Origin of the sequence: Priestia sp. TGN 0903 (assembly GCF_050846855.1) — a bacterium.
In the GTDB taxonomy this organism is placed as follows: domain Bacteria; phylum Bacillota; class Bacilli; order Bacillales; family Bacillaceae_H; genus Priestia; species Priestia zanthoxyli.
Map to the genome: position 1 here is coordinate 1 of NZ_JBOZGL010000010.1, position 23,071 is coordinate 23,071.

Annotated in this window: 25 protein-coding genes and 1 riboswitch; of the genes, 16 read left to right on the plus strand and 9 right to left on the minus strand. The window is 37.8% G+C overall.

All coding sequences use genetic code 11. The features are described from left to right. On the minus strand, positions 1 to 562 hold a 562-nt coding region (locus ACRPLY_RS23560; RefSeq protein WP_432232132.1), incomplete at its 3' end, for a hypothetical protein. Positions 563 to 777: 215 nt separating this feature from the next. On the opposite strand from ACRPLY_RS23560, the gene ACRPLY_RS23565 reads away from it, so the two are divergent. From ACRPLY_RS23565 to ACRPLY_RS23595, 7 genes are all read left to right on the plus strand, one after another. After that, positions 778 to 1,299, plus strand: a complete 522-nt coding sequence (locus ACRPLY_RS23565) for a M15 family metallopeptidase (protein ID WP_432232133.1) — start codon at positions 778 to 780, stop codon at positions 1,297 to 1,299. A gap of 476 nt (positions 1,300 to 1,775) precedes the next feature. After that, positions 1,776 to 2,504, plus strand: coding sequence for an amino acid ABC transporter ATP-binding protein (locus tag ACRPLY_RS23570; protein ID WP_028410185.1), 729 nt, complete (start codon positions 1,776 to 1,778; stop codon positions 2,502 to 2,504). Between the two features lie 21 nt (positions 2,505 to 2,525). Continuing rightward, a complete protein-coding gene (locus ACRPLY_RS23575) occupies positions 2,526 to 3,341 on the plus strand; it encodes a transporter substrate-binding domain-containing protein (protein ID WP_033580702.1) in 816 nt (271 codons plus the stop codon). A gap of 74 nt (positions 3,342 to 3,415) precedes the next feature. Continuing rightward, complete coding sequence (locus ACRPLY_RS23580; RefSeq protein ID WP_013055074.1) at positions 3,416 to 4,054, plus strand: amino acid ABC transporter permease; 639 nt, start codon at positions 3,416 to 3,418, stop codon at positions 4,052 to 4,054. Between the two features lie 14 nt (positions 4,055 to 4,068). Continuing rightward, a complete protein-coding gene (locus tag ACRPLY_RS23585) occupies positions 4,069 to 4,719 on the plus strand; it encodes an amino acid ABC transporter permease (RefSeq protein WP_033580703.1) in 651 nt (216 codons plus the stop codon). A 225-nt stretch (positions 4,720 to 4,944) separates the two neighbouring features. Beyond that, on the plus strand, positions 4,945 to 6,300 hold the full coding sequence (locus ACRPLY_RS23590; RefSeq protein WP_098112285.1) for an amino acid permease: 1,356 nt from the start codon (positions 4,945 to 4,947) through the stop codon (positions 6,298 to 6,300). A gap of 127 nt (positions 6,301 to 6,427) precedes the next feature. After that, complete coding sequence (locus ACRPLY_RS23595) at positions 6,428 to 7,705, plus strand: DUF445 domain-containing protein (protein ID WP_325076488.1); 1,278 nt, start codon at positions 6,428 to 6,430, stop codon at positions 7,703 to 7,705. Between the two features lie 35 nt (positions 7,706 to 7,740). Here the strand turns inward: ACRPLY_RS23595 and ACRPLY_RS23600 are convergent, their stop codons facing one another. From ACRPLY_RS23600 to ACRPLY_RS23625, 6 genes are all read right to left on the minus strand, one after another. Continuing rightward, positions 7,741 to 8,280, minus strand: a complete 540-nt coding sequence (locus ACRPLY_RS23600; protein WP_165635432.1) for a PepSY domain-containing protein — start codon at positions 8,278 to 8,280, stop codon at positions 7,741 to 7,743. A gap of 133 nt (positions 8,281 to 8,413) precedes the next feature. Further along, the gene (locus ACRPLY_RS23605) at positions 8,414 to 8,989 is read right to left on the minus strand and encodes a PepSY domain-containing protein (protein ID WP_028412500.1); all 576 of its coding nucleotides are present in this window, start codon (positions 8,987 to 8,989) and stop codon (positions 8,414 to 8,416) included. 72 nt (positions 8,990 to 9,061) lie between these two features. Next, positions 9,062 to 10,408, minus strand: coding sequence for a HAMP domain-containing sensor histidine kinase (locus ACRPLY_RS23610; protein ID WP_325076486.1), 1,347 nt, complete (start codon positions 10,406 to 10,408; stop codon positions 9,062 to 9,064). 3 nt (positions 10,409 to 10,411) lie between these two features. Continuing rightward, positions 10,412 to 11,143 (minus strand): response regulator transcription factor, encoded by a 732-nt coding sequence (locus ACRPLY_RS23615; protein ID WP_410524809.1) that lies wholly within the window; start codon positions 11,141 to 11,143, stop codon positions 10,412 to 10,414. A 42-nt stretch (positions 11,144 to 11,185) separates the two neighbouring features. Beyond that, complete coding sequence (locus ACRPLY_RS23620) at positions 11,186 to 12,940, minus strand: sensor histidine kinase (RefSeq protein ID WP_325076484.1); 1,755 nt, start codon at positions 12,938 to 12,940, stop codon at positions 11,186 to 11,188. Then, positions 12,937 to 13,662 carry a response regulator transcription factor gene (locus tag ACRPLY_RS23625; RefSeq protein ID WP_325076482.1) on the minus strand — a complete coding sequence of 242 codons (726 nt, stop codon included), beginning with the start codon at positions 13,660 to 13,662 and terminating at the stop codon, positions 12,937 to 12,939. The genes ACRPLY_RS23620 and ACRPLY_RS23625 overlap by 4 nt, the downstream gene beginning before the upstream one ends. 170 nt (positions 13,663 to 13,832) lie before the next feature. Here ACRPLY_RS23625 and ACRPLY_RS23630 point away from each other — a divergent pair, with 170 nt between their 5' ends. From ACRPLY_RS23630 to ACRPLY_RS23660, 7 genes are all read left to right on the plus strand, one after another. After that, positions 13,833 to 15,047, plus strand: a complete 1,215-nt coding sequence (locus tag ACRPLY_RS23630; protein ID WP_325076480.1) for a DUF418 domain-containing protein — start codon at positions 13,833 to 13,835, stop codon at positions 15,045 to 15,047. 36 nt (positions 15,048 to 15,083) lie between these two features. Continuing rightward, positions 15,084 to 15,767: an ABC transporter permease gene (locus ACRPLY_RS23635; RefSeq protein WP_028412494.1), complete on the plus strand. Its 684-nt coding sequence runs from the start codon at positions 15,084 to 15,086 to the stop codon at positions 15,765 to 15,767. Between the two features lies 1 nt (position 15,768). Next, on the plus strand, positions 15,769 to 16,701 hold the full coding sequence (locus ACRPLY_RS23640; RefSeq protein WP_028412493.1) for an ABC transporter ATP-binding protein: 933 nt from the start codon (positions 15,769 to 15,771) through the stop codon (positions 16,699 to 16,701). A gap of 146 nt (positions 16,702 to 16,847) precedes the next feature. Then, on the plus strand, positions 16,848 to 17,441 hold the full coding sequence (locus ACRPLY_RS23645; protein WP_028412492.1) for an undecaprenyl-diphosphatase: 594 nt from the start codon (positions 16,848 to 16,850) through the stop codon (positions 17,439 to 17,441). Positions 17,442 to 17,592: 151 nt separating this feature from the next. Then, entirely contained in the window at positions 17,593 to 18,012 is a 420-nt protein-coding gene (locus tag ACRPLY_RS23650; protein WP_028412491.1) for an organic hydroperoxide resistance protein, read from the plus strand. Positions 18,013 to 18,117: 105 nt separating this feature from the next. Continuing rightward, positions 18,118 to 18,300, plus strand: a riboswitch (cobalamin riboswitch). 133 nt (positions 18,301 to 18,433) lie between these two features. After that, positions 18,434 to 19,231 (plus strand): sodium:proton antiporter, encoded by a 798-nt coding sequence (locus tag ACRPLY_RS23655; RefSeq protein WP_047751749.1) that lies wholly within the window; start codon positions 18,434 to 18,436, stop codon positions 19,229 to 19,231. A 231-nt stretch (positions 19,232 to 19,462) separates the two neighbouring features. Continuing rightward, positions 19,463 to 20,626 (plus strand): M20 family metallopeptidase, encoded by a 1,164-nt coding sequence (locus ACRPLY_RS23660; RefSeq protein WP_033580777.1) that lies wholly within the window; start codon positions 19,463 to 19,465, stop codon positions 20,624 to 20,626. A gap of 67 nt (positions 20,627 to 20,693) precedes the next feature. Here ACRPLY_RS23660 and ACRPLY_RS23665 read toward each other — a convergent pair whose 3' ends face one another. Then, entirely contained in the window at positions 20,694 to 21,116 is a 423-nt protein-coding gene (locus ACRPLY_RS23665) for a DoxX family protein (protein ID WP_028412488.1), read from the minus strand. 302 nt (positions 21,117 to 21,418) lie between these two features. Here ACRPLY_RS23665 and ACRPLY_RS23670 point away from each other — a divergent pair, with 302 nt between their 5' ends. Beyond that, positions 21,419 to 21,943 (plus strand): type 1 glutamine amidotransferase domain-containing protein, encoded by a 525-nt coding sequence (locus tag ACRPLY_RS23670; RefSeq protein ID WP_013055087.1) that lies wholly within the window; start codon positions 21,419 to 21,421, stop codon positions 21,941 to 21,943. A 132-nt stretch (positions 21,944 to 22,075) separates the two neighbouring features. Here ACRPLY_RS23670 and ACRPLY_RS23675 read toward each other — a convergent pair whose 3' ends face one another. After that, complete coding sequence (locus tag ACRPLY_RS23675; protein WP_014461889.1) at positions 22,076 to 22,231, minus strand: hypothetical protein; 156 nt, start codon at positions 22,229 to 22,231, stop codon at positions 22,076 to 22,078. A 346-nt stretch (positions 22,232 to 22,577) separates the two neighbouring features. On the opposite strand from ACRPLY_RS23675, the gene ACRPLY_RS23680 reads away from it, so the two are divergent. Beyond that, positions 22,578 to 23,066, plus strand: coding sequence for a DinB family protein (locus ACRPLY_RS23680; RefSeq protein ID WP_028412487.1), 489 nt, complete (start codon positions 22,578 to 22,580; stop codon positions 23,064 to 23,066). Positions 23,067 to 23,071 lie beyond the last annotated feature (5 nt).

The following is a 23,071-nucleotide window of genomic DNA, read 5'->3' on the forward strand; positions in this document are numbered from 1 at the left end:
TCTTAGTGGCTGCATCTAGATTGCTAAAAGGACCACCTTTATGTTCAGGGAAGTCTACGCCAAGTTCTTTTAATTTGACTTCAGCTTGTTCCTTAGTCAGGGTGCCGTCGCGAAGCTGGTCCATAATAGCTTTGGCTTTTTTCTTAGTGGCTGCATCTAGATTGCTAAAAGGACCACCTTTATGTTCAGGGAAGTCTACGCCAAGTTCTTTTAATTTGGCTTCAGCTTGTTCCTTAGTCAGCGTGCCGTCGCGAAGCTGATCCATAATAGCTTTCGCTTTTGCCTTTGTACCAGCATCTAAATTGCTAAAGGGGCCTTCTTTATGATGCTGAGGTAAGCTTACGCCGAGTTTCTGTAATTTTTCCTGTGCTTTTTTCATAATATCATCAACTTTTTGTTGTGTTGCATCACTCGTAGTTGTTGTATTGCCATTTGTTCGCTCTACAACCGTTGAAGAGCTTGTTTCATCTTTGCTTGCTGCAAATGCCGTGGAGTTTGCAGCGGCCATAACTCCTAGTGTTAAACCGCTTGCCATGATATAACCGAATAGTTTCTTTTTCATGCTGTTGTCACTCCTTAAAAGTTATAGGGGGTGTGGTACAGAGCTGTCCACAATTGTTAATGTAACCACCAATAGTGAAAAAATGGTGAAAATAGATAAAAAACGAAAAAATATAGACGTTTGTTGAACACTACAGCTCTTTTATTGGATAACAAAATGAAATTCGATATGATTTTATCTAAGTAACAGCAAAAAAGAATGGAGACTTTATATAGATGAACGTTCTTAAAAAATTGGCAATAGCTTTGATAGTTGTGATAGCGGTAAGCCAGTTATTTTTGTTTCGCGATGAGTTAAAGCCAGGTCCAACGTTAAAAGATTTTTCAGGAGCAGCTGAGTTGCATCCTGTCGTAGAAGAAAAGAAAAATAAACTTGTTCAACAAGCAAACGACCAAGGAATCTCGATTGTCATTACGGAAGGTTTCCGTTCAAAAGAAGAACAAGATAGGCTTTATGCAAAAGGCAGGACGGAAGAAGGCAACATTGTTACCTATTCAAAGGGCGGCCAGTCTTATCATAACTATGGACTAGCTATTGATTTTGCTATTGGGTTAAAAGACGGACAAGTTATTTGGGACATGAAATATGACGGTAATAACAATAATCGGTCTGATTGGATGGAGGTTGTAGATATCGCAAAAAGTTTAGGGTTTGAATGGGGAGGAGATTGGCAAGGTTTTAAAGACTATCCGCATTTTCAAATGAGTCCGGAAAATATAAAAGGCCACACACGCTAATAAAGCGTGTGTTTTTTAGAGAAATAATATAATTTCACTATATTTATGTCAGAACCTCTAACATGAATGGAAGCTTGTATTTACTTTTTTTATTAATTTACTGCTAAGAGAATTATATATATTAATATAATAAAGTGATAGACAGATAATTAGAAAAAGGGCTGATTAGAGAGAACTGCCCTAGAAAAATGAAAGACAATTCGTATAAAGATATGCGTTAACTAATATAATCTATTGATTAAGCTGATACAAGTACCTTCAGCCTAGCGAACGTATGCTTACATATCAGCAAATGCCAACAAAACCTATTATTTTTCTAGCATATTTTATTTGAAGATAGTTCATTTTGATTACAAAAAAGAGATAATTTGTCAACTGTTGACTTTGCTTTAAGGGTAAGAATATAATTTTTAACATATTTTAAATATTTTAAAAACTCAAATATTTATCATTGTTCGTAGATTAGGAGGAGGAAAATGATTGTTTTTGACGGAGTGAACAAATATTACGGTGATTTTCACGTATTAAAAGATATCAATTTAACGATTAAAAAAGGTGAAGTTGTCGTCGTAATTGGACCTTCGGGTTCGGGTAAAAGCACGATGCTGCGATGCATAAATTATTTAGAAACAATATCTAACGGACAATTGACGGTAAATAATATATTGGTTGCAGATAAAAAAACAAATATTAACAAACTGCGCCGCAATATAGGTATGGTTTTTCAGCATTTTTATTTATATCCGCACAAAACGGTTTTAGAAAATATCACCTTAGCGCCTATGAAAGTACTGGGACAGTCGTCAGAAGAAGCTAAGAAAACAGCTCTATACTATTTGGATAAAGTAGGAATCGGTGAAAAAGCCAACGCCTACCCATCCCAGCTTTCAGGTGGCCAGCAGCAGCGTGTAGCCATTGCGAGGGGACTTGCAATGAAACCAGAGATTATGCTTTTTGATGAGCCTACCTCTGCTCTTGATCCAGAAATGATTGGAGAAGTGCTGGATGTCATGAAAACATTGGCTAAAGAAGGAATGACGATGGTAGTTGTAACTCATGAAATGGGGTTTGCTAAAGAAGTAGCAGACCGCATTGTATTTATGGATCAAGGAAAAATCTTAGAAGAGGCAACTCCGGCTGAGTTTTATGAAAACCCGCAAGAAGAAAGGGCACGTTTATTTCTTAGCCGTATTTTAAATCATTAATTGTTTAATAGGGGGAGTAATATGAAGAAATCAAAAACGTTTTTAAAGGCAGCTGTGCTTTCATTAGCAGCGGCTATGATGTTAGCGGCTTGTGGAGGGAAAAGTGAAGAAACGAGTGGATCATCAGCTAAAAAAGATGCGCTCACTGAAATCAAAGACAGAGGGAAAATTGTTATTGGAGTTAAAAATGATACGCGTTTGTTTGGCTTAAAGAATCCAAAGACGGGTGAAGTAGAAGGTTTTGATGTTGATATTTCTAAGCAGCTGGCTAAAGAGATTTTAGGAGATGAAAACAAGGTAGAATTTAAAGAAGTTACGTCCAAAACAAGGGTTCCTCTTCTTCAAAAAGGAGATATTGACGCTGTTGTTGCAACAATGACCATCACAGATGAGCGTAAAAAAGAAGTGGATTTTACGGACGTGTATTTTCAAGCTGGCCAGTCTCTTCTTGTGAAAAAAGGCAGTAAAATTAAAAGCGTTGATGATTTGAAGAAAGGTACTAAAGTGTTGGCTGTTAAAGGATCAACTTCAGCTATTAATATTCGCGAAAAAGCACCGGAGACAACGGTATTAGAGTTTGAAAACTATGCAGAAGCATTTACCGCTTTAAAATCTAAGCAAGGAGATGCTTTAACAACTGATGATGCTATTCTTTATGGAATGGCTGATGAAGATCCTTCTTATGAATTAGTAGGAAAGCCGTTCACAGAAGAGCCTTATGGCATTGCTGTGAAAAAAGGAAACAAAGAGCTTGTAGATGCATTAAACGATGCGCTTAAAAAGATGAAAGACTCTGGAAAATATGATGAAATTCACGACAAGTGGATCAAACAATAAGCGTACAGTTTTCTTTTCTCAGGATGAGCAGCATTATGCTCATCCTGCTTGTTTAGTTGAAAGGAGGAAGAAAATTGCTGGATTTTTCAATTCTGACGAACAATATGGATCTTTATTTAGAAGGTTTTAAGTACACCATTATCGCCAGTCTGATTGCTTTAGTGGCCAGTTTTGTACTTGGTACAATCATTGCGGTAATGCGAATAGCTCCTCTCAAAATAGTAAATGTAATTGGCACTGTCTACGTAGAGTTTATTCGAAATATTCCACTTGTGGTTATCGTCTTTTTTATTTTTATTGTGGCAGGAATCAGCGGTACAGCAGCCGGAGTGCTGGGATTAACTATTTATACGGCAGCTTTTATCGCCGAAGCTATACGAGCGGGAATTATGGCAGTTCCAAAAGGGCAGCTTGAAGCGGCGCGTTCATCCGGCCTTACGTACGGTCAGGCGATGCGATTCATTATATTGCCTCAAGCCATTAAAATTGTCATTCCTCCTCTTGGGAATCAATTTATTAATTTAGTGAAAAACTCATCCGTGCTAGGGATTGTTGCTGGTTTTGATTTAATGTATCAGGCAGATCTTGTTTCCTCTCAAACTTATGTAGTGTTTGATGTGTATATTTTTGTGGCCTTATTTTATTTAGTTCTAACCATTCCGTTGAGTTTAGGAGTTGGTTATCTTGAGAAACGTCTTGGTAAAACAAGCTGAAAGGAGTGAAAGTGATGGATTTTATGGGTGCTTATTCTCCTGATCACCTTTCCTTCTTAATGGAAGGATTTTGGGTCACTTTAAAAGTGGCATTCATTTCGATTGTGTTAAGTTTTCTTATTGGAAGTATAGTAGGTATTTTAAGGTATGCCCGCATTCCAGTTCTGTCTCATGTACTCGCTTTTGTCGTAGAAATTATCCGGAATTTGCCGCTTCTTTTAATCATCTTTTTTACATACTTTGCTTTACCTGAAATCGGAATTGATATGGAAATTACGTCAGCAGCGATTGTGGCCCTCACTGTATTTGAATCTGCTATGATTTCAGAAATTATCCGAAGCGGATTAAAATCAATTGAAAAAGGACAAATTGAAGCGGCACGTTCATCAGGTTTAAACTATTACCAAACGCTTCGTTTTATTGTATTGCCACAAGCTTTGCGACGAATGGTACCTCCTTTAGTTAGTCAATTTATTTCATTATTAAAAGATACGTCGCTTGCAGTGGTCATCGCGCTTCCTGATTTGCTGCATAATGCTCAAATCATTTATGGACAGAAACAAAGTTACGTGGTGCCGATGTTTTTGATCATTGCGATGATGTATTTTATTGTAAACTATGCTTTATCAGTCATTGCACGAAGACTAGAAGTCAAAAGGGTGTAGATACTCTTTTGACTTTATTTTTGGAAAATAAATAACATTGACAATGCATTGTTGCAACGCATAAAATGACTAAAGTAACAGTGATTAAATGAGATTATTTTCATTCATTATATAGAAGAAAAAAACAGTGTTGGTCCAACCCCTACTGAATATCCGGTAGGGGTTTTTGTGCAAGAAGTGATTTGGTTAAACTAACACGTAAAATGAACAGAAGGGACGGGCATTATGGGAAAACAAGATCAAAATTTAAAAAAAGGTCTGTTGCCTCGTCATGTGCAGCTCATTGCACTTGCCGGCATGATTGGGACAGGCATTTTTAAAGGTAGCGCTGACACGCTAGGTATTGCAGGACCAAGTGTTGTACTTGCGTATTTATTTGGCGGCCTTATCTTATTTATTGTAATGACAGCACTAGCGGAGATGGCAATTGTCTATCCGAATATGAACGTACAAAATTTAGTGCATAAGGCATTCGGTACGCAAACCTCTTTTATTGTAGGGTGGCTGTACTGGGTGAACTGGATTGTTGTGACGGTTGTTGAACTGCTTGCGGGAGGAAGCTTTTTGAAGTTTTGGTTCCCTTCTGTACCTCTTTGGCTCTTAAGCTTTCTCTGTGCAGTGCTGATTGTAGGGATGAATTTATTTCAAGTGAAGTATTACGGAGAAATTGAGTTTTGGTTTGCCGGTATTAAAGTAATTGCTCTTACTGCTTTTATCATTTTGGGAGCTTTCATTTTATTCGGTGTAATTCCAAGTGATGTGCAAAATCCTTGGGCAAATTATACGGCTCATGGAGGCTTTTTCCCTCACGGCATGAGCGGTGTGCTGAGCGCCTTTTTAATTGTGATGTTCTCTTACGGGGGAGCTGAACTAATTGGTGTGGCCGTAACGGAAACAAAAGATGTAAAAAACGTGTTACCGAAAGTAATTAAAGGCACAGTATGGCGAGTGATTGGCTTTTATATTTTGCCTATTTTAATTATTTGCGGCCTTATGCCCTGGAATTCTGTATCGGGGCAAGACAGTCCCTTTGTGCAAGTGTTTAGTATTACCGGTCTGCCAGGTGCGGCTCACATTATGAACTTCGTTTTATTGACGGCCGTTTTATCAGCAGCCAATTCAGGGATGTATGCAACTTCGCGTACGCTCTATGCTATGGCTCAAAGCGGAGAAGCATCAAAGCGCTTCTTGAAAGTTTCAAAAAATGGCATTCCGATTAACGGTTTGATGATTACGGCTGCTTGTATTTTAATAGGTTTGTTTTTAGCCTACAAGACGCCGGATAATGTAATTAGTTATTTAATGACTATTCCAGGTTTCACGATCATTCTCATTTGGGTGAGCATTTGTTTAGCTCAATTAAAGCTGCGTAAAGGGTATAAAGAAAAGCCGTTTTTTGCCTTAAAGTGGTTTCCTTATACAACGCTCTTTGCAACAGCAGCACTGCTTGTTATTTTTGTATCGTTTATGTTTAACAAAAACAATGTGATTGGATCAAGCGTATGTGCGGTTATCCTGGTCGTACTCCTCATTTTTTCATTTATTAATAAAAATCGAAAAGAAAAAAAGTTTGAAGTATAGCAAAAAGGCAATATACTAGAAAGACGAGGGTAAAAGCTTGTCTTTCTTTTTTTGCGAAAATTTCTGTATCACGTTACATATTTCTAGATGAAATGTTTAGTTAAATAAATAAAGGATGAGGACTACAATGGAATCAAATAATGTATTTACAACAAACCCAAAAAAGAAATCAAAGCACTTGGCCACGATTTCTTTGGCGATTATGGGAGTGGGCTTCGTTGCCACCATGCCTTTTGGTGATTCAATTTGGGGTGGGTTGCTTCAAGGTGGGTTCGAAGCTGGATTAGTCGGCGGCTTAGCGGATTGGTTTGCAGTTACGGCTCTTTTTCGTCACCCTTTAGGCATTCCTATTCCACACACTGCGCTGCTTCCTAAAAACAGGCAGCGTATTACAAGAGGGTTAGTCTCAACGCTTGAAAACGACTGGCTGTCAAAAGAAAGTATTCAAGAAAAAGTAAAAAGAATTGCGTTTACAAAGCGTTTGCTTCCGATTGTTCGAAAAGGTGTTCATTCGGAAACGATTCAACAAAAAGGAACAGCACTGCTTGTTGATGCGATTAATCGTGTGGATACAGAGAAAGTAGTTCCTATTATTGAAAAAGAGCTCAAGTCATCGCTTTCAGCAATAGAGTTAAAGCCTATTGTGCATTCGGTTGTTGGAGAAGTGGTTAGAAATCAGTATGATGAAAAAGCACTTGATGTTCTTTTAAATAAGGGAGAGGGCTGGATTAAAAAAGAAGAAACCCAGTATCAGCTCGGAAGTATTGCTAAAAATGCGCTTGATAATATTGAGCTTGACGGTATTTTACAATTTGCTCTCAAATCATTTCAAAGCATGATTAACGAAGAGAAGCTAGGGTCTATTTTGCAAAATCTACTGCTTTCTATTACAGGTCGTCTTCGTAATGAAGATGATGAATATCGCCTTGCTTTGGTAAATGGAATTAGAAAAGAGCTGCAAGGCTTGGAGCACAATGAAGAGCTTCTTGAGAAATTAGAAGCATGGAAACAAAAAACGATTAATGAATTAAATGTAACGAATAAATTAACAGAAATCGTCGATAAAATGAAAGCGAAAGTGACGGCATTTATTGAAAGCCCTGAATTTATGAAAAGCTACGCCGTTCCTTACGTAGAGAGCTGGCTGAATGCTCTTGAAGTGGATGCACAGCGTCAAGAAGCAATTGATACGGCTATTCAAAAGCAAATCATGAGTTTTGTAGACGAGAATCATTCAAAAATTGGGCAGCTTGTTCAAGAAAACTTAGATAAATTAGATGATGAAACGCTTGTGGATATGATGGAAAACAATGTCGGAAAAGATTTGCAGTGGATTCGAGTGAACGGAGCTCTATGTGGATTCTTGATTGGTATTGTGTTAACGGTTATTAAATTAGCGGTATAAAAAAAGCACGCCCCTTTTGGAGCGTGCTTTTTCTATTAATCATCTATTTCTACACTGATTACGTCACCGTTTTTGGCATCTACTGAAACAGTTGCTTCACGTTTATCGGCTGTGTCAATTTCAATTTCATATACTAAACGGCTGTTTTCTTGGTCTAGATCCGTTTCATTCACGGTTCCTTTAGCACTTTTTAAAGCTGTTTTTATGGCTTGATCTAATGAAACAGCAGGGGAAACGTTTTGAAGATTCTCTTCTTTCTCATCTTCATCGTCTTTTTGTTCTTCATCAAATTCAATGATTTTACCGCTGCTGCTGTCAATATCTACATCGTATTCTTTATTACCTTTTGTGATGTCTACTTCATATTGTTTAACGCCGTCATCTACGGCTAATTGGATATTTGTAATGTCACCGCCGTCTGTTTTTTGAAGAGCGATGTCTTTTGCCTTTGCTTCTTCAATCGTTGTGGTTTGCTTCTTGTCATTGCTTTTAGACTGATCCGTCATGGCATATGCACTTGCACCTAATCCACCGACTAATACTGCACTGGCTAAAACGGTTGTAATAACTTTCATATGTTACGGCCTCCTTAATTTGTTGTTAAGACTATATTAGCCGATGAACTTTAAAGGAAAAGAAGAAGAAGTTTAAAATTTTCTTAGAAATAAATAAAGGTGTATAAAAAAAGCACAGCTTTCCGCTGTACTTTTAGTCGTCGTCATTTTCATAGGTGATGGAATCTACATGCCCAGAGTAAGCGTTTATCATTACTTTAGCTTCTCTTGTTTTAGACTGATCAATTTCGACTTCGTAGAAGGTTTGGCCTTCTTCCTCTTCTATTTCAACTGAGGAAAACGTTCCTTTTACTTTTTGTAAAGCAATATCTCTTGCTTGTTCCATTGAAATGAGAGGCTCGTCGGATGTAGGAGAAACGGGTGGCTGCTCGCTCTTTTTTTGTTCTTTTTCTGTATCATTTTTAGTTTGAGTAGACGTTTGTTTCTCTACTTTTTGTTTGATTAATGACTGGACTTCTCCATTTTCTCCATTTACTGTGATGTGGTATGGAATATCACCTTTAAGCAAAGTAATTAGATAAATCGGTTCATCATCTTTTTGAGAAAAACTTGCATTTTCAATCGTGCCGCCATATTTCTGCTGAATCATACGGCTGATTTCAGACTCGGATAAAATGGTATCAGATCGATTCATTGCTTTTGCTATTCCATAAAAGCAAGCTGAACCAACAGCAAGAAAGATAAGTATAAAAAGCACCGTTTTCTTCATACATTCACCTCCAGTATTATGAAAAATAGTATAGCAGGCAATTCTTAAAAATCTCTAAGAAACGGTGAGAAATCAAAGAGGAAAGCAAACCGTTACGGATGTCCCTTTGCCTTCATCGCTGCTAATCTCAATACGTCCGCTATGGGCTTCTACAATCTTTCGAGCAATGGATAACCCAAGCCCTGAACCACCGGTTTCTCGATTTCTTGCTTTATCTACGCGAAAAAAGCGTTCGTACACGTTTGATAAGTCTTCTTTTGGGATACCAATTCCTTGATCTGTGACCGTAATCATAAAGCTTTCGCTTCTTGTTATGGTTACCTCTACCGCTTTTTCACTATATTTAATGGCATTATCTAAGAGGATGTACAGCAGCTGCTTTAAGCGTTTTTCATCCGCTGTTACGACGAGATGATCCGTTTTTATATTTAAATAAATGGTTCGTTCAAAAGCTTGTTCTAGATGCTTGATTGTTTGGTTACAGACGGCCGCCGCATCTACGTGTTCCATGTGAAGCTCCCACTGCGACTCATCTTTCGCAAGCACCAGCATTTGAGACGTAAGCTGTTTCATGCGTAAAGACTCAGAGTGAATGGCTTCGATGGCTTCTTCTAAAATATCTGGACGCTTCATCCCCCATCGTTTTAGCATATTGGCATAGCTTTCTACCACGGTCAGAGGTGTTTTTAATTCATGAGAAGCATCGGATACGAACTGCTCTTGCTTTTTATAGTTTTCCTCTAATAAATCCATCATATTATTGAAGGTGTTGGCCATTTGATCTAACTCATCTTTAGAAGAGGAAGAGAGAGCGATTTTTTTGAATGTGCGAGACACTTGAATTTCTTCCATAGTATGAATAAGAGATTTGATAGGCCGCAAAATGATTTTACTTAAAAGCCGTCCGGCAAATATGGTCGGAATTAATATAATAAGAGAGGCAATAAGCAAGATGAATTTTAACGTCTGTAAAGATTGTTCCACGTCTTCGAGTTGTTCCGTGACTTCTAAAGAAACGACTTCACCGTTCGTCCAAATGACCGGAGTATGCGAAATTGCGTATAGGTGGTCGTCGTCTTCTTTGATGGTTGTTTGTTCATTTGAATAATAAGAATAGGATAAGTCCTGAAGCTCTTTCGTTTGATCAGTAACCGATACAACTAAAGGACTCCCTGATTTAGGTAAAATACGAATCATTCCGTTAGGAGGTAAATAGGCACGAAGCAAATTGGCTTGTTTAACCGTCGAACTTGTTTGTTTTAGCCCATTTGTTACGTTGCTTGTTTCTGCTTGTAAACGTTCAATTGCATTGTCTTCCATGGTTTTCTTGAAAATGAAGTAAATCGAGCTGTTCGCAATCACTAGCAGAATAAAAAGCAGCACAGTTGATGTAAGGATAATCTTTGTTTGCAGTTTCATGAGCTACTCCTTAAGCATATAGCCAACGCCCCGCACTGTTTGAATGTAGGGTGTTGAAAATGGAGCATCAATTTTTTTGCGCAAATAACGAATGTATACGTATACAATATTCGTGTCTCCGTAGTAATCGAATCCCCATACGTTTGTAAGAAGCTGTTCAAAGCTCAGCACTTGATTGTTGTTTTGAAGCATATAGACAAGCAAATCATATTCTTTAGGAGTCAGCTCAATAGCTTCATTTTCACGCGTGACTTCTCGCGTTTTTTCATTCACAACTAAAGTTCCTAGCTGCAGAGTATCTGCTTCTTTTTCAGCAGGAGATGCTGATGCAGGATGGCGAAGCCAGACGCGGATACGTGCAAAAAGCTCCTCAATTTGAAAGGGCTTTGTAATGTAATCGTTCGCTCCTAAATCTAGTCCGCTTACCTTATCAGGAAGGGCGTCTCGAGCGGTTAATAAGATAACGGGCGTCTGATCATCGTTTGCTCGAATGCGACGCAGTACTTCGAGTCCGCTCAATTCAGGAAGCATCACATCTAAAAGCAGCAAATCCCAATCGTGTTCTTGAAACTCTGCCAATCCTTCTGTTCCCGTATAAGCCATGCCCGTTTCGTACCCTTCGTGTTCAAGCTCGAGCTGAATCAAACGAGCAATTTTGCGTTCATCTTCTACAATTAAAATTCTGCCTTTACTCAACAAAAATTCCCCCTTGCGTCTATGTATAGTTGCGTACATTATAGCATGGAGAGGATTGAGGTGTATAAAAGCAGCTGGAGGTTAGCCCGGCTGCTGATTGGTTGAAAGAGGAATATGTAAGGTAATGGAAGTGCCTTGGTTAGGCGTGGATTTCACTTCAATATGCCCTTTATGAAGTTCGCAAATGGCCTTTGCGATACTCATGCCAAGTCCAGCACCTTCTGTTTTTTCGGTTGTATTTGTGCCGCGGTAATAGCGGTCAAATAAATTTTTCTGCGTTTCTTCATCCATTCCAATTCCATCATCTTGAATTGTAATCAAGACGTGGTCACTTTTTAGAACGGTCAAAATTGTAATAGTGGTGTTCTCCGGATTATGTTTAATAGCATTAAAAATTAGGTTATCAACCATTCTTTCAAACCAGCGCGGGTCAGCTTGAATAAAAGGTTGAAGGTGAACGGGTACATAAGAGAATTGAACATTTTTAATAGTTCGATCGTTAACGAATTTTAAAACAATATGCTGAAGCAATTGATGAACATCCACTTTTTTTGTTTCTAAGGCAACCACATTATTTTTAAGCTTAAAGGCCAGTGAAAAATCTTCTACAAGCCCCACCATGTATTCACTTTTGTCACGCAGCGTATGGCCAATTTCTTTTAGCTCTTCTTCGTTCCAATTGTAATAGCCGCTTTCAAGCATATGACCATATCCTTGAATCGTCGAAAGGGGGGTTCGCAAATCATGTGATATTCCAGTCATCCATTCTTCACGAGTGGTTTCTAGCTGCTTTCGTTCTTTTTCAGCTAAGCTAAGCTGCTCCGCCATCTCATAAAAAGCTGTGATTACTTCTGAATACAAACGATATTGAAAACGTACTTTTCCATTCTTCCGAAAGACGCGCTTCCGCTCTTTTTCTGTTAGCACTTCTGAATAGTTTCCGCTTCCCATGCGCCCGAGCCAGCTGGTGAAGAGAAGTAAGGGGCCACCGTAGCGAAAAGCGTTCCAGATGGAGAAAGTGATAGTGGCTATAAGAACAGAAACCGCCACGATGATGGAGATCATCCAAGCTTTTCGGATAATAGATTCATCGGTTATACTGTGGTAATTATTAGGAGTGTAAAAAACCCAAGAAATTTTCTTCTTTGGATCATGGAATACAGTAGCCGTTGAATCATATTTATCTTGTTCAATTTTTCGGGAAATAATTTCTAAAGGATCGTAACGTGTTTTTTCTTTAGGCATTCTAATTGAAGCTAAGATATCACCTTTCTCATTTAAAATTTGAAGCGAAGCATCTTTTTCTTTTAACGCCTTTTTGATAAATGGGATATCGCTTTTGGGAGGCACACTTTGTTTATTATATTTAGCATACAAAGCCTGAAGCTGTTCTTTTAAATCACTTTTATAGCCCAAAATATAATAAGTAGGTGTAGTCAAAAAGGTATCAAGTTCTGTTACAACATTATAGTTTCTAAATTTTTTGGTTTTATCCATTTCTAATAACTCTGAAAGACCGTAGTGCTTAGGTAAGTCTTTTGGGGAGTTAACTTCTCCAATTACTTTTCCTTGTTTGTTCAGTACTTGGTACCATAGTCCTTCTTGTTTAAGCTGTTTTGCTAAATCATCTGAAACGCTTGCTTTTCCACCTTCAACTGTTGTATCCCCGGTTAATACGCTAAGTGATCCAGAGGGCAAGTCTCTTTTGATATCTTGCTTTGAAAGGTAATAAGCTAGGAACATTAAAGCGCAAAAGAGAACGCAGCAAACACATGCAATAATCGCAATAAACTGAAACGAAAAATGAAAGGTCAACCTTCTTTTAATTGATTTCATAGTGCTTTTCCGTTCACTAATTTATATCCAAGCCCTCGTACCGTAACTAAATGTTTTGGATTGCTAGGATTATCTTCGATTCTTTCTCTAATTCTTCGAATATGAACGGTTACCGTATTATCGTCTACGAACTGGTTATATCCCCAAACGGCTTCAAGCAGCTGTGATTTAGAAAGAACCACGTTCATGTTTTTACAAAAATGAAGTAGCAGCAAAAATACTTGTGCGGGGCAAGCAACCGTTTGACCATCTACAATGAGCTCTCCAGCGGATTCATCTAAGATAAAACGATCAAACTCATAGCGATTTGAAGGCTGTAATTCCATTTTTACAGGACTTCTTTCAATCAGCGTTTGTTTTCTGCGCAATCGTGCTTTAATTCGTGCCGCAATCTCTAAAGGATTAAATGGCTTGGTTACGTAGTCGTCTCCGCCCATGGCGAAACCTGTTAACACATCCAAGTCAGATACTTTGGCTGTTATGAACAGGATATATGCGTTTGAGAGCTCACGAATTTTAGGACAAATATCAAATCCACTTTTATCGGGAAGCATGACGTCCAACAAAATAATATCAATCGTTTGATTATGTAAAACATCTAGCGCTTCTTGAGCGGTGTGAGCTTTATAGATTTGGTTGAAGCCTTCTTTTTTTAATACTGTCTCCAGCATTTTGACAATAGCAATTTCATCATCCACTAGCAAGATAGATGAATCTTCCAATATAAATCACCTCTGTTTCATTTCATACGTATTCGATTTTAGCATAAGAACATTACGAAAAGATTAACAAAATTGGAAAATGTTAAAGAAAAGATAATCTCCCGTTTATTTTCTTGAAAACTTCATTTCATATACTAAATATACAGACACATAGTAAAGGAGTTAAAAGGATGAGTAATGATGTTAGGCGGGTTAAAGTAATTGATAGTATGAGAGGATTCAGCTTGTTTGGTATTTTACTAGCGAATATGCTGATTTTTCAATATGGTATTTACGGAAAGGATATGATTCATCTCTTCTCGCTATCATCAAGTGATTCAGCAGCCTATATTTTTTTAAAAGTTGCCGTAGAAGAAAGTTTTATGCCAATCTTTACTTTTTTATTTGGCTATTCAATGGTGAAGATGAAAGAAAGCTTAGAAAGAAGGGAGTTAGGAGTAAAAAGGCATTTCTTTCGCCGCTTTCTTCTGCTTCTAGGGTTTGGTCTACTGCATGGAGTACTTTTATGGGAAGGAGATATTCTTACGTTTTACGGAATGATGGGGATATTTTTATTAGTTTTCTTTTTAAACCGTAAAGCTAAAACGCTGTTGGTATGGGCATCAATTTTACTAGTTCTTACGGGAGCAGCCGGTTACGGTTCATTAAACGATAATATGTATCTTCTTAGTGATAAGCAAACGCTCACCACATACGTAAAAGATACGATTCATGTGTATGGAAGTGGAACTTATGAACAAATTAAAGACCACCGCAACAACGTTGATCCGATGAATATAGCAGGATATAAATTTGCTTTTGCCTTCTTGTTTACACCATTTATAATGGGTGCTTTGTTTTTGTTTGGTATGTATGCGGGGAAGAAAAATTGGTTTTACGACGCTTCAGCTAATCAAAAACAGTATGGCCGTTGGGCGGCCGTGTTGATTCCGCTTAGCTTGCTGTTAAAAGGAACTATGTACGTATGGCCAGATGCTAATTGGGCTGGTTCTACACATATGTTAGGTGGGAGTCTCTTATCTCTTGGTTATATTGCAGGCTTTGCTTGGCTATATGTGAAATACGAAAAGTCATTTTTGATGAAGGCTTTTGAAAGCGTAGGCAGGATATCGCTTAGTAATTATTTAATGCAAACGGTTATATGCACGACGATTTTTTATGGTTATGGATTAGGTTATTTCGGAAAGCTCGGAATGATTGCAGGGGTTTTTGTCTGCATAGGTATTTACGGAATTCAGCTTATCGGAAGTTATATGTACGTGCAAAAATTTCAAACTGGACCGGTGGAAAAGCTGTTGCGCATATGGACAAATTTTTCTTGGGACGGAAAGCCCAAAGAGAAAAAAGCTTTACCTGAGGGAATAAATCATCCTTTTGTTGGATGATAGCAGTCAAACTTATGTAAAAAGGAGATTTTAAAAATGTGGGCCATTAGTGTAAAAGAGTTTCAAAGCTTATTTAAAAGTGTTAAATCAATTATCGTTATTTTAATCGTATGCGGTGCTTCCTATGGAATAGCCCATCTAGTTAGTCAACTTGGAGGTCAACTGACGAGCGCACAGATTCGAGATGGAGCCAACGGGGGAATTTTGGTGATGCTTCTTGGATTCGGACCCTTGTTTATTTCAAGTCTTTCTCACAATGTTATTAATCAAGAAATTAAAACAAGAACAGCCAGGTTTTTAGTTACCAAAACATCAAGAGAGCGTATTGTACTAGGAAAATTCTTAGGAATTTGTTGTTTCTGGCTTGTTTGTATCTCTATTTCATTTCTACTGATTGGTTTTATTTCGCATCATTTTTCTTTTTATATATTTTTAGAGTGCCTGCTATTCACTACTTGTATCATTTCATCTGTTTTAATGCTTTCAGCTTTACTATCAAATCCAATTCATACTATGTTTTTATCAATTATTTTATCAATTGTTTTACCGGTACTGAGCGTATGGAGCATATTTTCATCAAAAGCGTACATTGCATGGTTTAAGTATGTGACACCTTACTACTATTTAAAGTTGGAGAAAGGGTATTTAACGGTTCTTCTTATTTTTGCAGCACTTTGTCTATGTACGGCACTTTGGAGTTTTAAAAGGAGAGAAGTATAATATGTATGCTATAGAAACAAGTAAATTAACTAAAAAGTATGGATCAAAAACAATTGTTAACAGTATTAATTTACAGGTACCACAAGGAGAAATTTACGGATTTTTAGGGAGAAACGGAGCAGGGAAGTCTACATTTATTAATATGCTTACTGGCGTTTCATTTCCTTCAGCAGGAGAATTTACGCTACTGGGACAGAGTGATATTGATTTAGAGCTTCAGAAGAAAATAGGCGTGCTTCCTGACTATGCTACCTTTTATGATGAGATGACGGCACTCAATCATTTGCGCTATTTTTTAAAGATAAACGGACATCGTTTTTCTAAAGAACACTGTAGTAATGTACTGAAGAAAGTAGGATTAGAAGGACATGACCATCAGAAAGTTGGAAAGTTTTCATTTGGAATGAAAAAGAAGTTAGGAATTGCTCAAGCGATTGTAACAGACCCAGATCTTGTCTTTTTAGATGAACCAACTTCTGGAGTAGATATTGAATCTGCTCTCCACATTCATGAATTAATAAGAGAACTTCAAAATCAAGGCAAGACAATTTTTATGACGTCTCATAATTTAAATGAAGTTGAGAAGATTTGTACACGTGTAGCGATTATGAAAAATGGTGTTATTTTAGTAGAAGGGACAATGGAAGAACTGCGTTTTCAATACCAAGCGAAAAAAACGGTGATGATTAAACATGATCCTTACCCAAGCAGTCATAAAGCATATATTCAACAGTTTTTCCGTACGGTGAGTCCGGACGTGGAATACCATCACACGTACACAAAAGTGATGCTTCAAAAAGAGAGAAATATCCCTCTGATTATTCGCGAATTGATTCAATGCGGCATCGATATTTATCAAATTCACGTAGAAGAGCCTTCTTTAGAAGAAATCTTTTTGCAACAAAACATCGTGGATCATTCGCAGGTAAGTTAATGGGCAAAAATCTGTTGACTTACCACTCAGCCTGACTAAGTCATTTATAAATACCAGTTAGGAAGCTTCTGACAAAAACATGTTCATTTTCTTCAGAAACTGATAAGATAGCTAATGACATTTAAAAATAAGAAAGGATTTCGATTATGTTATCAGCTATTAATTCAGTAGACTATACCATTTTCCATGCGGTGAATCAGTACGCCTCGCATGTGAAGTTTGTAGATTCGCTAATGGTATTCTTTGCAGATTATGCCCAGTATGTACTTATTGTTTTACTCGGCTTGTTTTTACTTATTAATAAAAACGGCAGCCGTGTTGTAGCATTTCAAGCTTTATGTGCTTGTGCCACAGGAGTCATTATCAATAAAGTGATTAGTTTATTTGCTTATCGAGATCGTCCGTTTATCTCTCACCACGTGAATCAGCTTATTGATCACGCCGCGAATTCTTCATTTCCAAGCGATCATGCTACATCTGCATTAGTTATCACTTTTACCATCTGGCTGCATTTCAAACGTTCAGGGCGCATGTGGGTTGTCATGGGTGCACTCATTGCATTTTCACGCGTATGGGTTGGCGTTCACTATCCATTCGATGTGTTAACAGGAGCTATTCTAGGCTGCGTGCTGGCGCTGTTTATTCATTATGTTATTTTTAATACGAAACTGATGAGGGCTATTACCAACTTGTCTATTTTTCGAAAATCAGCTTATGACGAACAGTCTCAATATTATTAAGAAAAAGTCGCATATACGCGGCTTTTTTTATTGGAAAATTTTTAATGTATTTAATACTTGTTTTTTAAAATTAAATTGTGTACAATTAAATTACAGAAACGATAAATAAAAAATTTTAATAAAATTACTAAAAAAGAGGAGAGATTTATACATGAAAGCTTTATATGAAACAACAGTCGTTAACACAGGTGGAAGAACAGGAGAAGTTCATTCTTTAGATAATATCTTTAATTTAGACGTTGCAACACCTCCAGCGCTTGGTGGAGAAGCAACAACAGCAACAAACCCAGAGCAGCTATTTGCAGCTGGATACAGTGCTTGTTTCAACAGCGCGTTAGAATTTATGTTGAAAAAACATAACGTAGAAATTAAAAGCAGTGAAGTAAAAGCTACGGTTCAGCTGCTTCCAGATAAAGCTGATCAAGGAGTGAAAATTGCTGTAGCGCTTGAAGCTCATATCGAAGGTTTAGATTTAGAAACAGCTAAAAAATATGTAGACCTAGCCCACTCATACTGCCCGTATTCAAAAGCAATCAGCGGCAACGTAGACGTAACGGTAGAAGTAGTTTAATTGCTTTAAAAAGCCCTGCTAAGCATGTAAAGCTCAGCAGGGCTTTTTTATTTGAATTTTCTCTATTCATTTGTAAGGAGTACTAGTATAATGAGGAAGAAAATGAATCATTCGCACAGTTTAGGTGCTCTTACATAGCGTAAGAGGTAACAGGGAATCGAGTGCAAATCTCGAGCGGTCCAGCCACTGTAAGCAGGGAGTTTTCTATCTTATCGTCACTCAAAACGGGGAAGGCGGTAGAAAATGATGATCTCAAGCCAGGAGACCTACCTATTCTGTACACTTGACTCTTCTAGGAAAGAGGCGGTGTATCAAGGTACGCAGTGAGCAATTACTGTTTATTTTCATATGCCGACACATCCTCAATTTCTATAGAATTGAGGCTTTTTTACGTTTTATTTTAAAAAAAGGAGTGTAGGAAATGGAAGGTTTATCAGTTTTTTTACTTGTCTTTTTATTAGGAATCAGGCACGGATTAGATGCAGATCACTTAGCTTTTATTGATGGCCAGACCCGATATAATTGGCGAATGGGCAGCCGTTTTGCTCCGTGGGTCGGAACGCTGTTTTCACTAGGTCATGGAGGAATGGTGGCCGTCACGGCCGGGGTGCTGGGCGTAGTGATGAAGAATTTTACGTTTCCAGCATATTTCGATCATTTTGCATCTTGGGTATCTATCATCTCTCTCTTTCTGATTGGGACATTAAACACATATCATTTGCTTCGAACTAAAAACAAAGAAGAAGAGTTTCAGGTGAGCGGGTTAAAAGGGAAGTTTATTCCGAAAATCGCAAAAGGAACAACGAATCCTTTTTTAATTATTCTTGTAGGAGCGCTGTTTGCCCTAGCGGCTGAAACGGTCAGTCAAACGGCCGTGTGGTCTCTAGCTGTAGGGAACGCAGGCAAATATACGCCGCTTTTATTAGGACTAGTATTTATGTTTGGTATGATGCTGACAGATACAATCGATTCACTGATTGTACATAAAATGGTGAATGAATCGAGTAAGTTTGGGCAATCTGCTTCCCGCTTGATGGGCTGGGTTATTGTTATCCTCGCATACGGGGTGTCCTTCTACTTAGCATTCACTTTCTTTAATCCATGGGCCGAAGTAAACTTTGAAATGGTTGGCGTTATTTTGTTTGTTTTTTTAGTGTCTATGTTTGTTTTTGTAAGTGTGAAGTCAAAAGGGAAAAATATCAAAATAAATGTCAATTAATAAAATGAAAGCTTTAATCTGTTGAAGATTGAAGCTTTTTTGTATAAATTTGTTGAAGTTTATGGCTATTTTCGGTCGGTTATGAATAAGTTAAAGTATTATCTGTATTTTAAGGATGGAAAATTGTCTGAAAACCATTATAATTAAGGATAATTTAAGGTCGTTATGTGAAACGTAGAACATACTCATACGTACGATAAATAAAAGCAATGAATGCACAAGCAGCAGGGGTTGTTTGGAGGAGGAATTGATTTGAGTCAGGTAATGGTAGAACAAAGCGTATTTAGTTATTTAAAAGAACATGAACAAGAGATGCTCGAAGATTTAGTTGGATTTGTGAAAAAAGAATCACCGTCCTACAGTAAAGAGTTAGTGGATCAGTGTGGAATGTATTTAACGCAGCTGTTTCAGAAGCGTTTAGGCGTAGGGTATGAAATCATAGAAGAAAAAGAAGTAGGAAACCACTTGAAATTTACGATTGGAGAAGGAGAGAAGCAGCTTTTAATTATCGGTCACTTTGACACGGTATGGGAAAAGGGAAGGCTGAGTCTAAGAACAGAAGGAAACAAGCTTTATGGTCCGGGAATTTTAGATATGAAAGGCGGCATTGTGCAATCAATATGGGCAATTAAAGCGATTCAAGAGCTCGGCTTAGAAATGGATAAAAAAATTGTGTTTTTCTGCAATTCAGATGAAGAGATTGGATCAATTTCCTCTAAAAAATATATAGAAGAAGAAGCACAAAGAAGTGAAGCAGTGCTAGTAGCAGAACCTGCGGTGGCGGGTTCAGGTGCGTTAAAAACGTCGCGCAAAGGAGCGGGTATTTTCACCGTAAAGGTGTGGGGACGAGCAGCCCACGCTGGTAATCACCACAAAGAAGGAATCAATGCTATTGAAGAGCTAGCGCGCCAAGTGATTTTTCTGCAGAGCTTAACCGATTATGAAAAAGGTACAACGGTGAACGTTGGGACATTTACCGGAGGCAGCGGTACGAATGTAGTGCCGGAATATGCAGAAGCGCACGTGGATTTACGTGTTTCTACAGAAGAAGAAGCAAAACGTATGACGGATATTATTTTGAATTTAACGCCCATTTTAAAAGGGATTAAGATTGAAGTAACAGGAGGCATGAACCGTCCTCCAATGGTTAAGTCTAAACAAACGGAAGAGTTATTTGAATGCGCTCAGTCGATTGCGGCCAAACTGGGTATGAAATTAGAAGAAGCAGCTGTTGGAGGCGGAAGTGATGGCAATTTTACAGCGGCTATTGGCATTCCCACGTTGGATGGATTAGGAGCATGCGGAAAAGGAATACATGCAGAATATGAACATATTCAAATTGATACGTTGTCCGAGCGTTCTTCTTTATTTGCGAATTTGCTGCTTCAAATATAAAAAAAGCCCGCCTCAAACGGCGGGACTAACCTGAAAGCTTATATTGGGAGAGTATAAGCTTTCTTTTTTATTTACTGCTTTCTTCTTGAAGAGAAAAAGCAGTTTCTTTCTTTTTAAATACCACTTTATCAAGAGCAAGGAACTGGCTTCCTGCAACAAATAAGTGAGCAGACATGGCAATTAAGGCAATATCAAACTCAAACCCGCCAACGAATCCGCTTTTAAGCTTGGCTGTAAAAATAGCGCCAAGCATAACTGCCACAAATAAAGCAGCTACGACTCTTGTTGCTAGACCAAGAATAATCAGAACCCCACCTACAAGTTCAATTGTTGCCACAATATATGCCATGAAACCAGGGATTCCTAAGCTATCGAAGAAGCCTACTGTATTTTCAATTCCCCCTTGCCATTTTTGAAAGCCGTGTACTAAAAATGTAAAACCTAATACTAAACGAATAATAAGCGACCCAATTTCGACGTTTTTATTCACTTTACTTCCTCCTTTAAGTGTATTTGAAAAACACTACATTATGTAGTGTAAAAGCCCGTAAAAAGAAATGTAGCAATTAAATAAAGTCTTTCTTATTTGGATAATTTTACAACGTTATGAACATCACACTACACATTGTAGTGTGATGTTTGTCCCCAGTCAAGTAAAAATATAAAATTAGATCATTTGGCATACAAAAAATTTCTGAAGGGCACTTGAAAAATCCTTTAATTATGTACAATTTAGTTCCTTATTTTCAATCTTATTCTCCAACATGCTATACTGATGGCGGAGGTGTTACGATGCGCTTAGAAAATAAAAGAGTTATTGCGCTTGTTAGTGCAGACTTTGAAGATCTAGAACTATGGTATCCAGTGATGCGTCTTCGCGAAGAAGGAGCAGAAGTACATTTAGTTGGAGAAAAAGCAAACGAAACGTACATGGGGAAATACGGTGTTCCAGCCGTATCGGACTATGCATTTAAAGATGTTGATCCAGCTGAATATGACGCTATTTTAGTACCTGGAGGCTGGGCGCCGGATAAACTGCGCCGCTACCCTGAAGTAATTGAAATGGTTCGTCATATGGATGAACAGCAAAAGCCAATCGGCCAAATCTGCCATGCAGGATGGGTATTAATCTCTGCAAAAATCTTAGATGGCCGAAACGTAACAAGTACGCCAGGAATCAAAGATGATATGGAAAATGCGGGAGCTATTTGGCATGATGAAGCAGTCGTAATCGACGGCCACATCATTTCAAGCCGCCGTCCGCCAGACCTTCCTCCTTATGCAAAAGCATTTGCTGATGTACTAGCAGAGCAATAAGAAAAAAGCCGAAACCATATTGGTTTTGGCTTTTTTATAAGATTCCCTAAAAAAAGAAATGATAAAGTAAATAAAAAATCATCATTAAAAAAGCGAGCAGATGCATCTGCTCGCTTTTGTTCGTGTTTCTTATCAGTAACTTGCTTTTTGCAAGTGTAAAAACAAAATGATTACTTTCTTTATAAAATCCATGATTACGGTTTTTGTATGTTTCGTTGTTGTTAGGGCACAATTAGCATTGATTGTGCTTGCATGGATTTCATCCATTGCCGCGGTTTGTTTTTCCACATGATCGATTAACCTAAACGACGCAAGCCCTACCTCTCTTGCATCCTTACGGCTCCGAAGCCGATCCAGTGTGAATAAGTTTTGTTCAAAGACATGTGTCGAATGCCAGTATTTTTACCTTGCATTGTACGATACATCCTTTCAAGTTACTTTCACTATGTCTAGCTCTTAAAGAAAAGCCAGAAGTCTAAATATAACACTTCAGTTGATCTATGTCAAATAGAAAAAATATTTTTTTCACGTGAAACAATTGCAGCTAAAACATGGTTAAGTAAAGGGATATCCTTTTTATATAGAAGAGTTTTTTGATACGATAAGCTAGAGGAATCCTAGAGGAGGATGAACAATGAACAAAAATGAACAGTTTCGAAATGATGTATTGAACAGTGTAGAATCATTAACATATGAACAATTAAATCAGCAGCCAGCATCTAATACATGGAGCGTTATGCAAGTATTAGAACATTTATATTTGATGGAGCGCATGATTGTTTCACGTGTAAAGGATCAGTTAGAAAACGGTGTAGATCAGCCAACCGAAGATAAGCCGTTTCATTTAGCGGTAGACCGTTCTCGAAAAGTAGATGCACCGGCTCAAGTTACGCCTTCTAATGAAAATCAGACATTAGAAGAAATGAAGAGTAAGCTGGCGGAATCAAGAGCGGCTTTAGTAGAGTTAGAAGAAACAGCCAGTGAAGAAAACCTAAAGCAAAAATCGTTTCCACATCCTGTGTTTGGGTTAATGGATTTAAAGCAATGGATTGATTTTATTGGCTATCATGAAAAGCGTCACCAAGAACAAATAGAAGAAATCAAAACAGCAATTGGCGCATAAAAAAA

What these genes read in the sequence shown, in the direction of transcription:
- ACRPLY_RS23565 (WP_432232133.1), top strand. Translation starts at nt 778, where the DNA reads ATGAACGTTCTTAAAAAATTGGCAATAGCTTTGATAGTTGTGATAGCG.
- ACRPLY_RS23570 (WP_028410185.1), top strand. Translation starts at nt 1,776, where the DNA reads ATGATTGTTTTTGACGGAGTGAACAAATATTACGGTGATTTTCACGTA.
- ACRPLY_RS23575 (WP_033580702.1), top strand. Translation starts at nt 2,526, where the DNA reads ATGAAGAAATCAAAAACGTTTTTAAAGGCAGCTGTGCTTTCATTAGCA.
- ACRPLY_RS23585 (WP_033580703.1), top strand. Translation starts at nt 4,069, where the DNA reads ATGGATTTTATGGGTGCTTATTCTCCTGATCACCTTTCCTTCTTAATG.
- ACRPLY_RS23590 (WP_098112285.1), top strand. Translation starts at nt 4,945, where the DNA reads ATGGGAAAACAAGATCAAAATTTAAAAAAAGGTCTGTTGCCTCGTCAT.
- ACRPLY_RS23595 (WP_325076488.1), top strand. Translation starts at nt 6,428, where the DNA reads ATGGAATCAAATAATGTATTTACAACAAACCCAAAAAAGAAATCAAAG.
- ACRPLY_RS23600 (WP_165635432.1), bottom strand. Translation starts at nt 8,280, where the DNA reads ATGAAAGTTATTACAACCGTTTTAGCCAGTGCAGTATTAGTCGGTGGA.
- ACRPLY_RS23605 (WP_028412500.1), bottom strand. Translation starts at nt 8,989, where the DNA reads ATGAAGAAAACGGTGCTTTTTATACTTATCTTTCTTGCTGTTGGTTCA.
- ACRPLY_RS23610 (WP_325076486.1), bottom strand. Translation starts at nt 10,408, where the DNA reads ATGAAACTGCAAACAAAGATTATCCTTACATCAACTGTGCTGCTTTTT.
- ACRPLY_RS23615 (WP_410524809.1), bottom strand. Translation starts at nt 11,143, where the DNA reads ATGTACGCAACTATACATAGACGCAAGGGGGAATTTTTGTTGAGTAAA.
- ACRPLY_RS23620 (WP_325076484.1), bottom strand. Translation starts at nt 12,940, where the DNA reads ATGAAATCAATTAAAAGAAGGTTGACCTTTCATTTTTCGTTTCAGTTT.
- ACRPLY_RS23630 (WP_325076480.1), top strand. Translation starts at nt 13,833, where the DNA reads ATGAGTAATGATGTTAGGCGGGTTAAAGTAATTGATAGTATGAGAGGA.
- ACRPLY_RS23635 (WP_028412494.1), top strand. Translation starts at nt 15,084, where the DNA reads ATGTGGGCCATTAGTGTAAAAGAGTTTCAAAGCTTATTTAAAAGTGTT.
- ACRPLY_RS23640 (WP_028412493.1), top strand. Translation starts at nt 15,769, where the DNA reads ATGTATGCTATAGAAACAAGTAAATTAACTAAAAAGTATGGATCAAAA.
- ACRPLY_RS23645 (WP_028412492.1), top strand. Translation starts at nt 16,848, where the DNA reads ATGTTATCAGCTATTAATTCAGTAGACTATACCATTTTCCATGCGGTG.
- ACRPLY_RS23650 (WP_028412491.1), top strand. Translation starts at nt 17,593, where the DNA reads ATGAAAGCTTTATATGAAACAACAGTCGTTAACACAGGTGGAAGAACA.
- ACRPLY_RS23655 (WP_047751749.1), top strand. Translation starts at nt 18,434, where the DNA reads ATGGAAGGTTTATCAGTTTTTTTACTTGTCTTTTTATTAGGAATCAGG.
- ACRPLY_RS23670 (WP_013055087.1), top strand. Translation starts at nt 21,419, where the DNA reads ATGCGCTTAGAAAATAAAAGAGTTATTGCGCTTGTTAGTGCAGACTTT.
- ACRPLY_RS23680 (WP_028412487.1), top strand. Translation starts at nt 22,578, where the DNA reads ATGAACAAAAATGAACAGTTTCGAAATGATGTATTGAACAGTGTAGAA.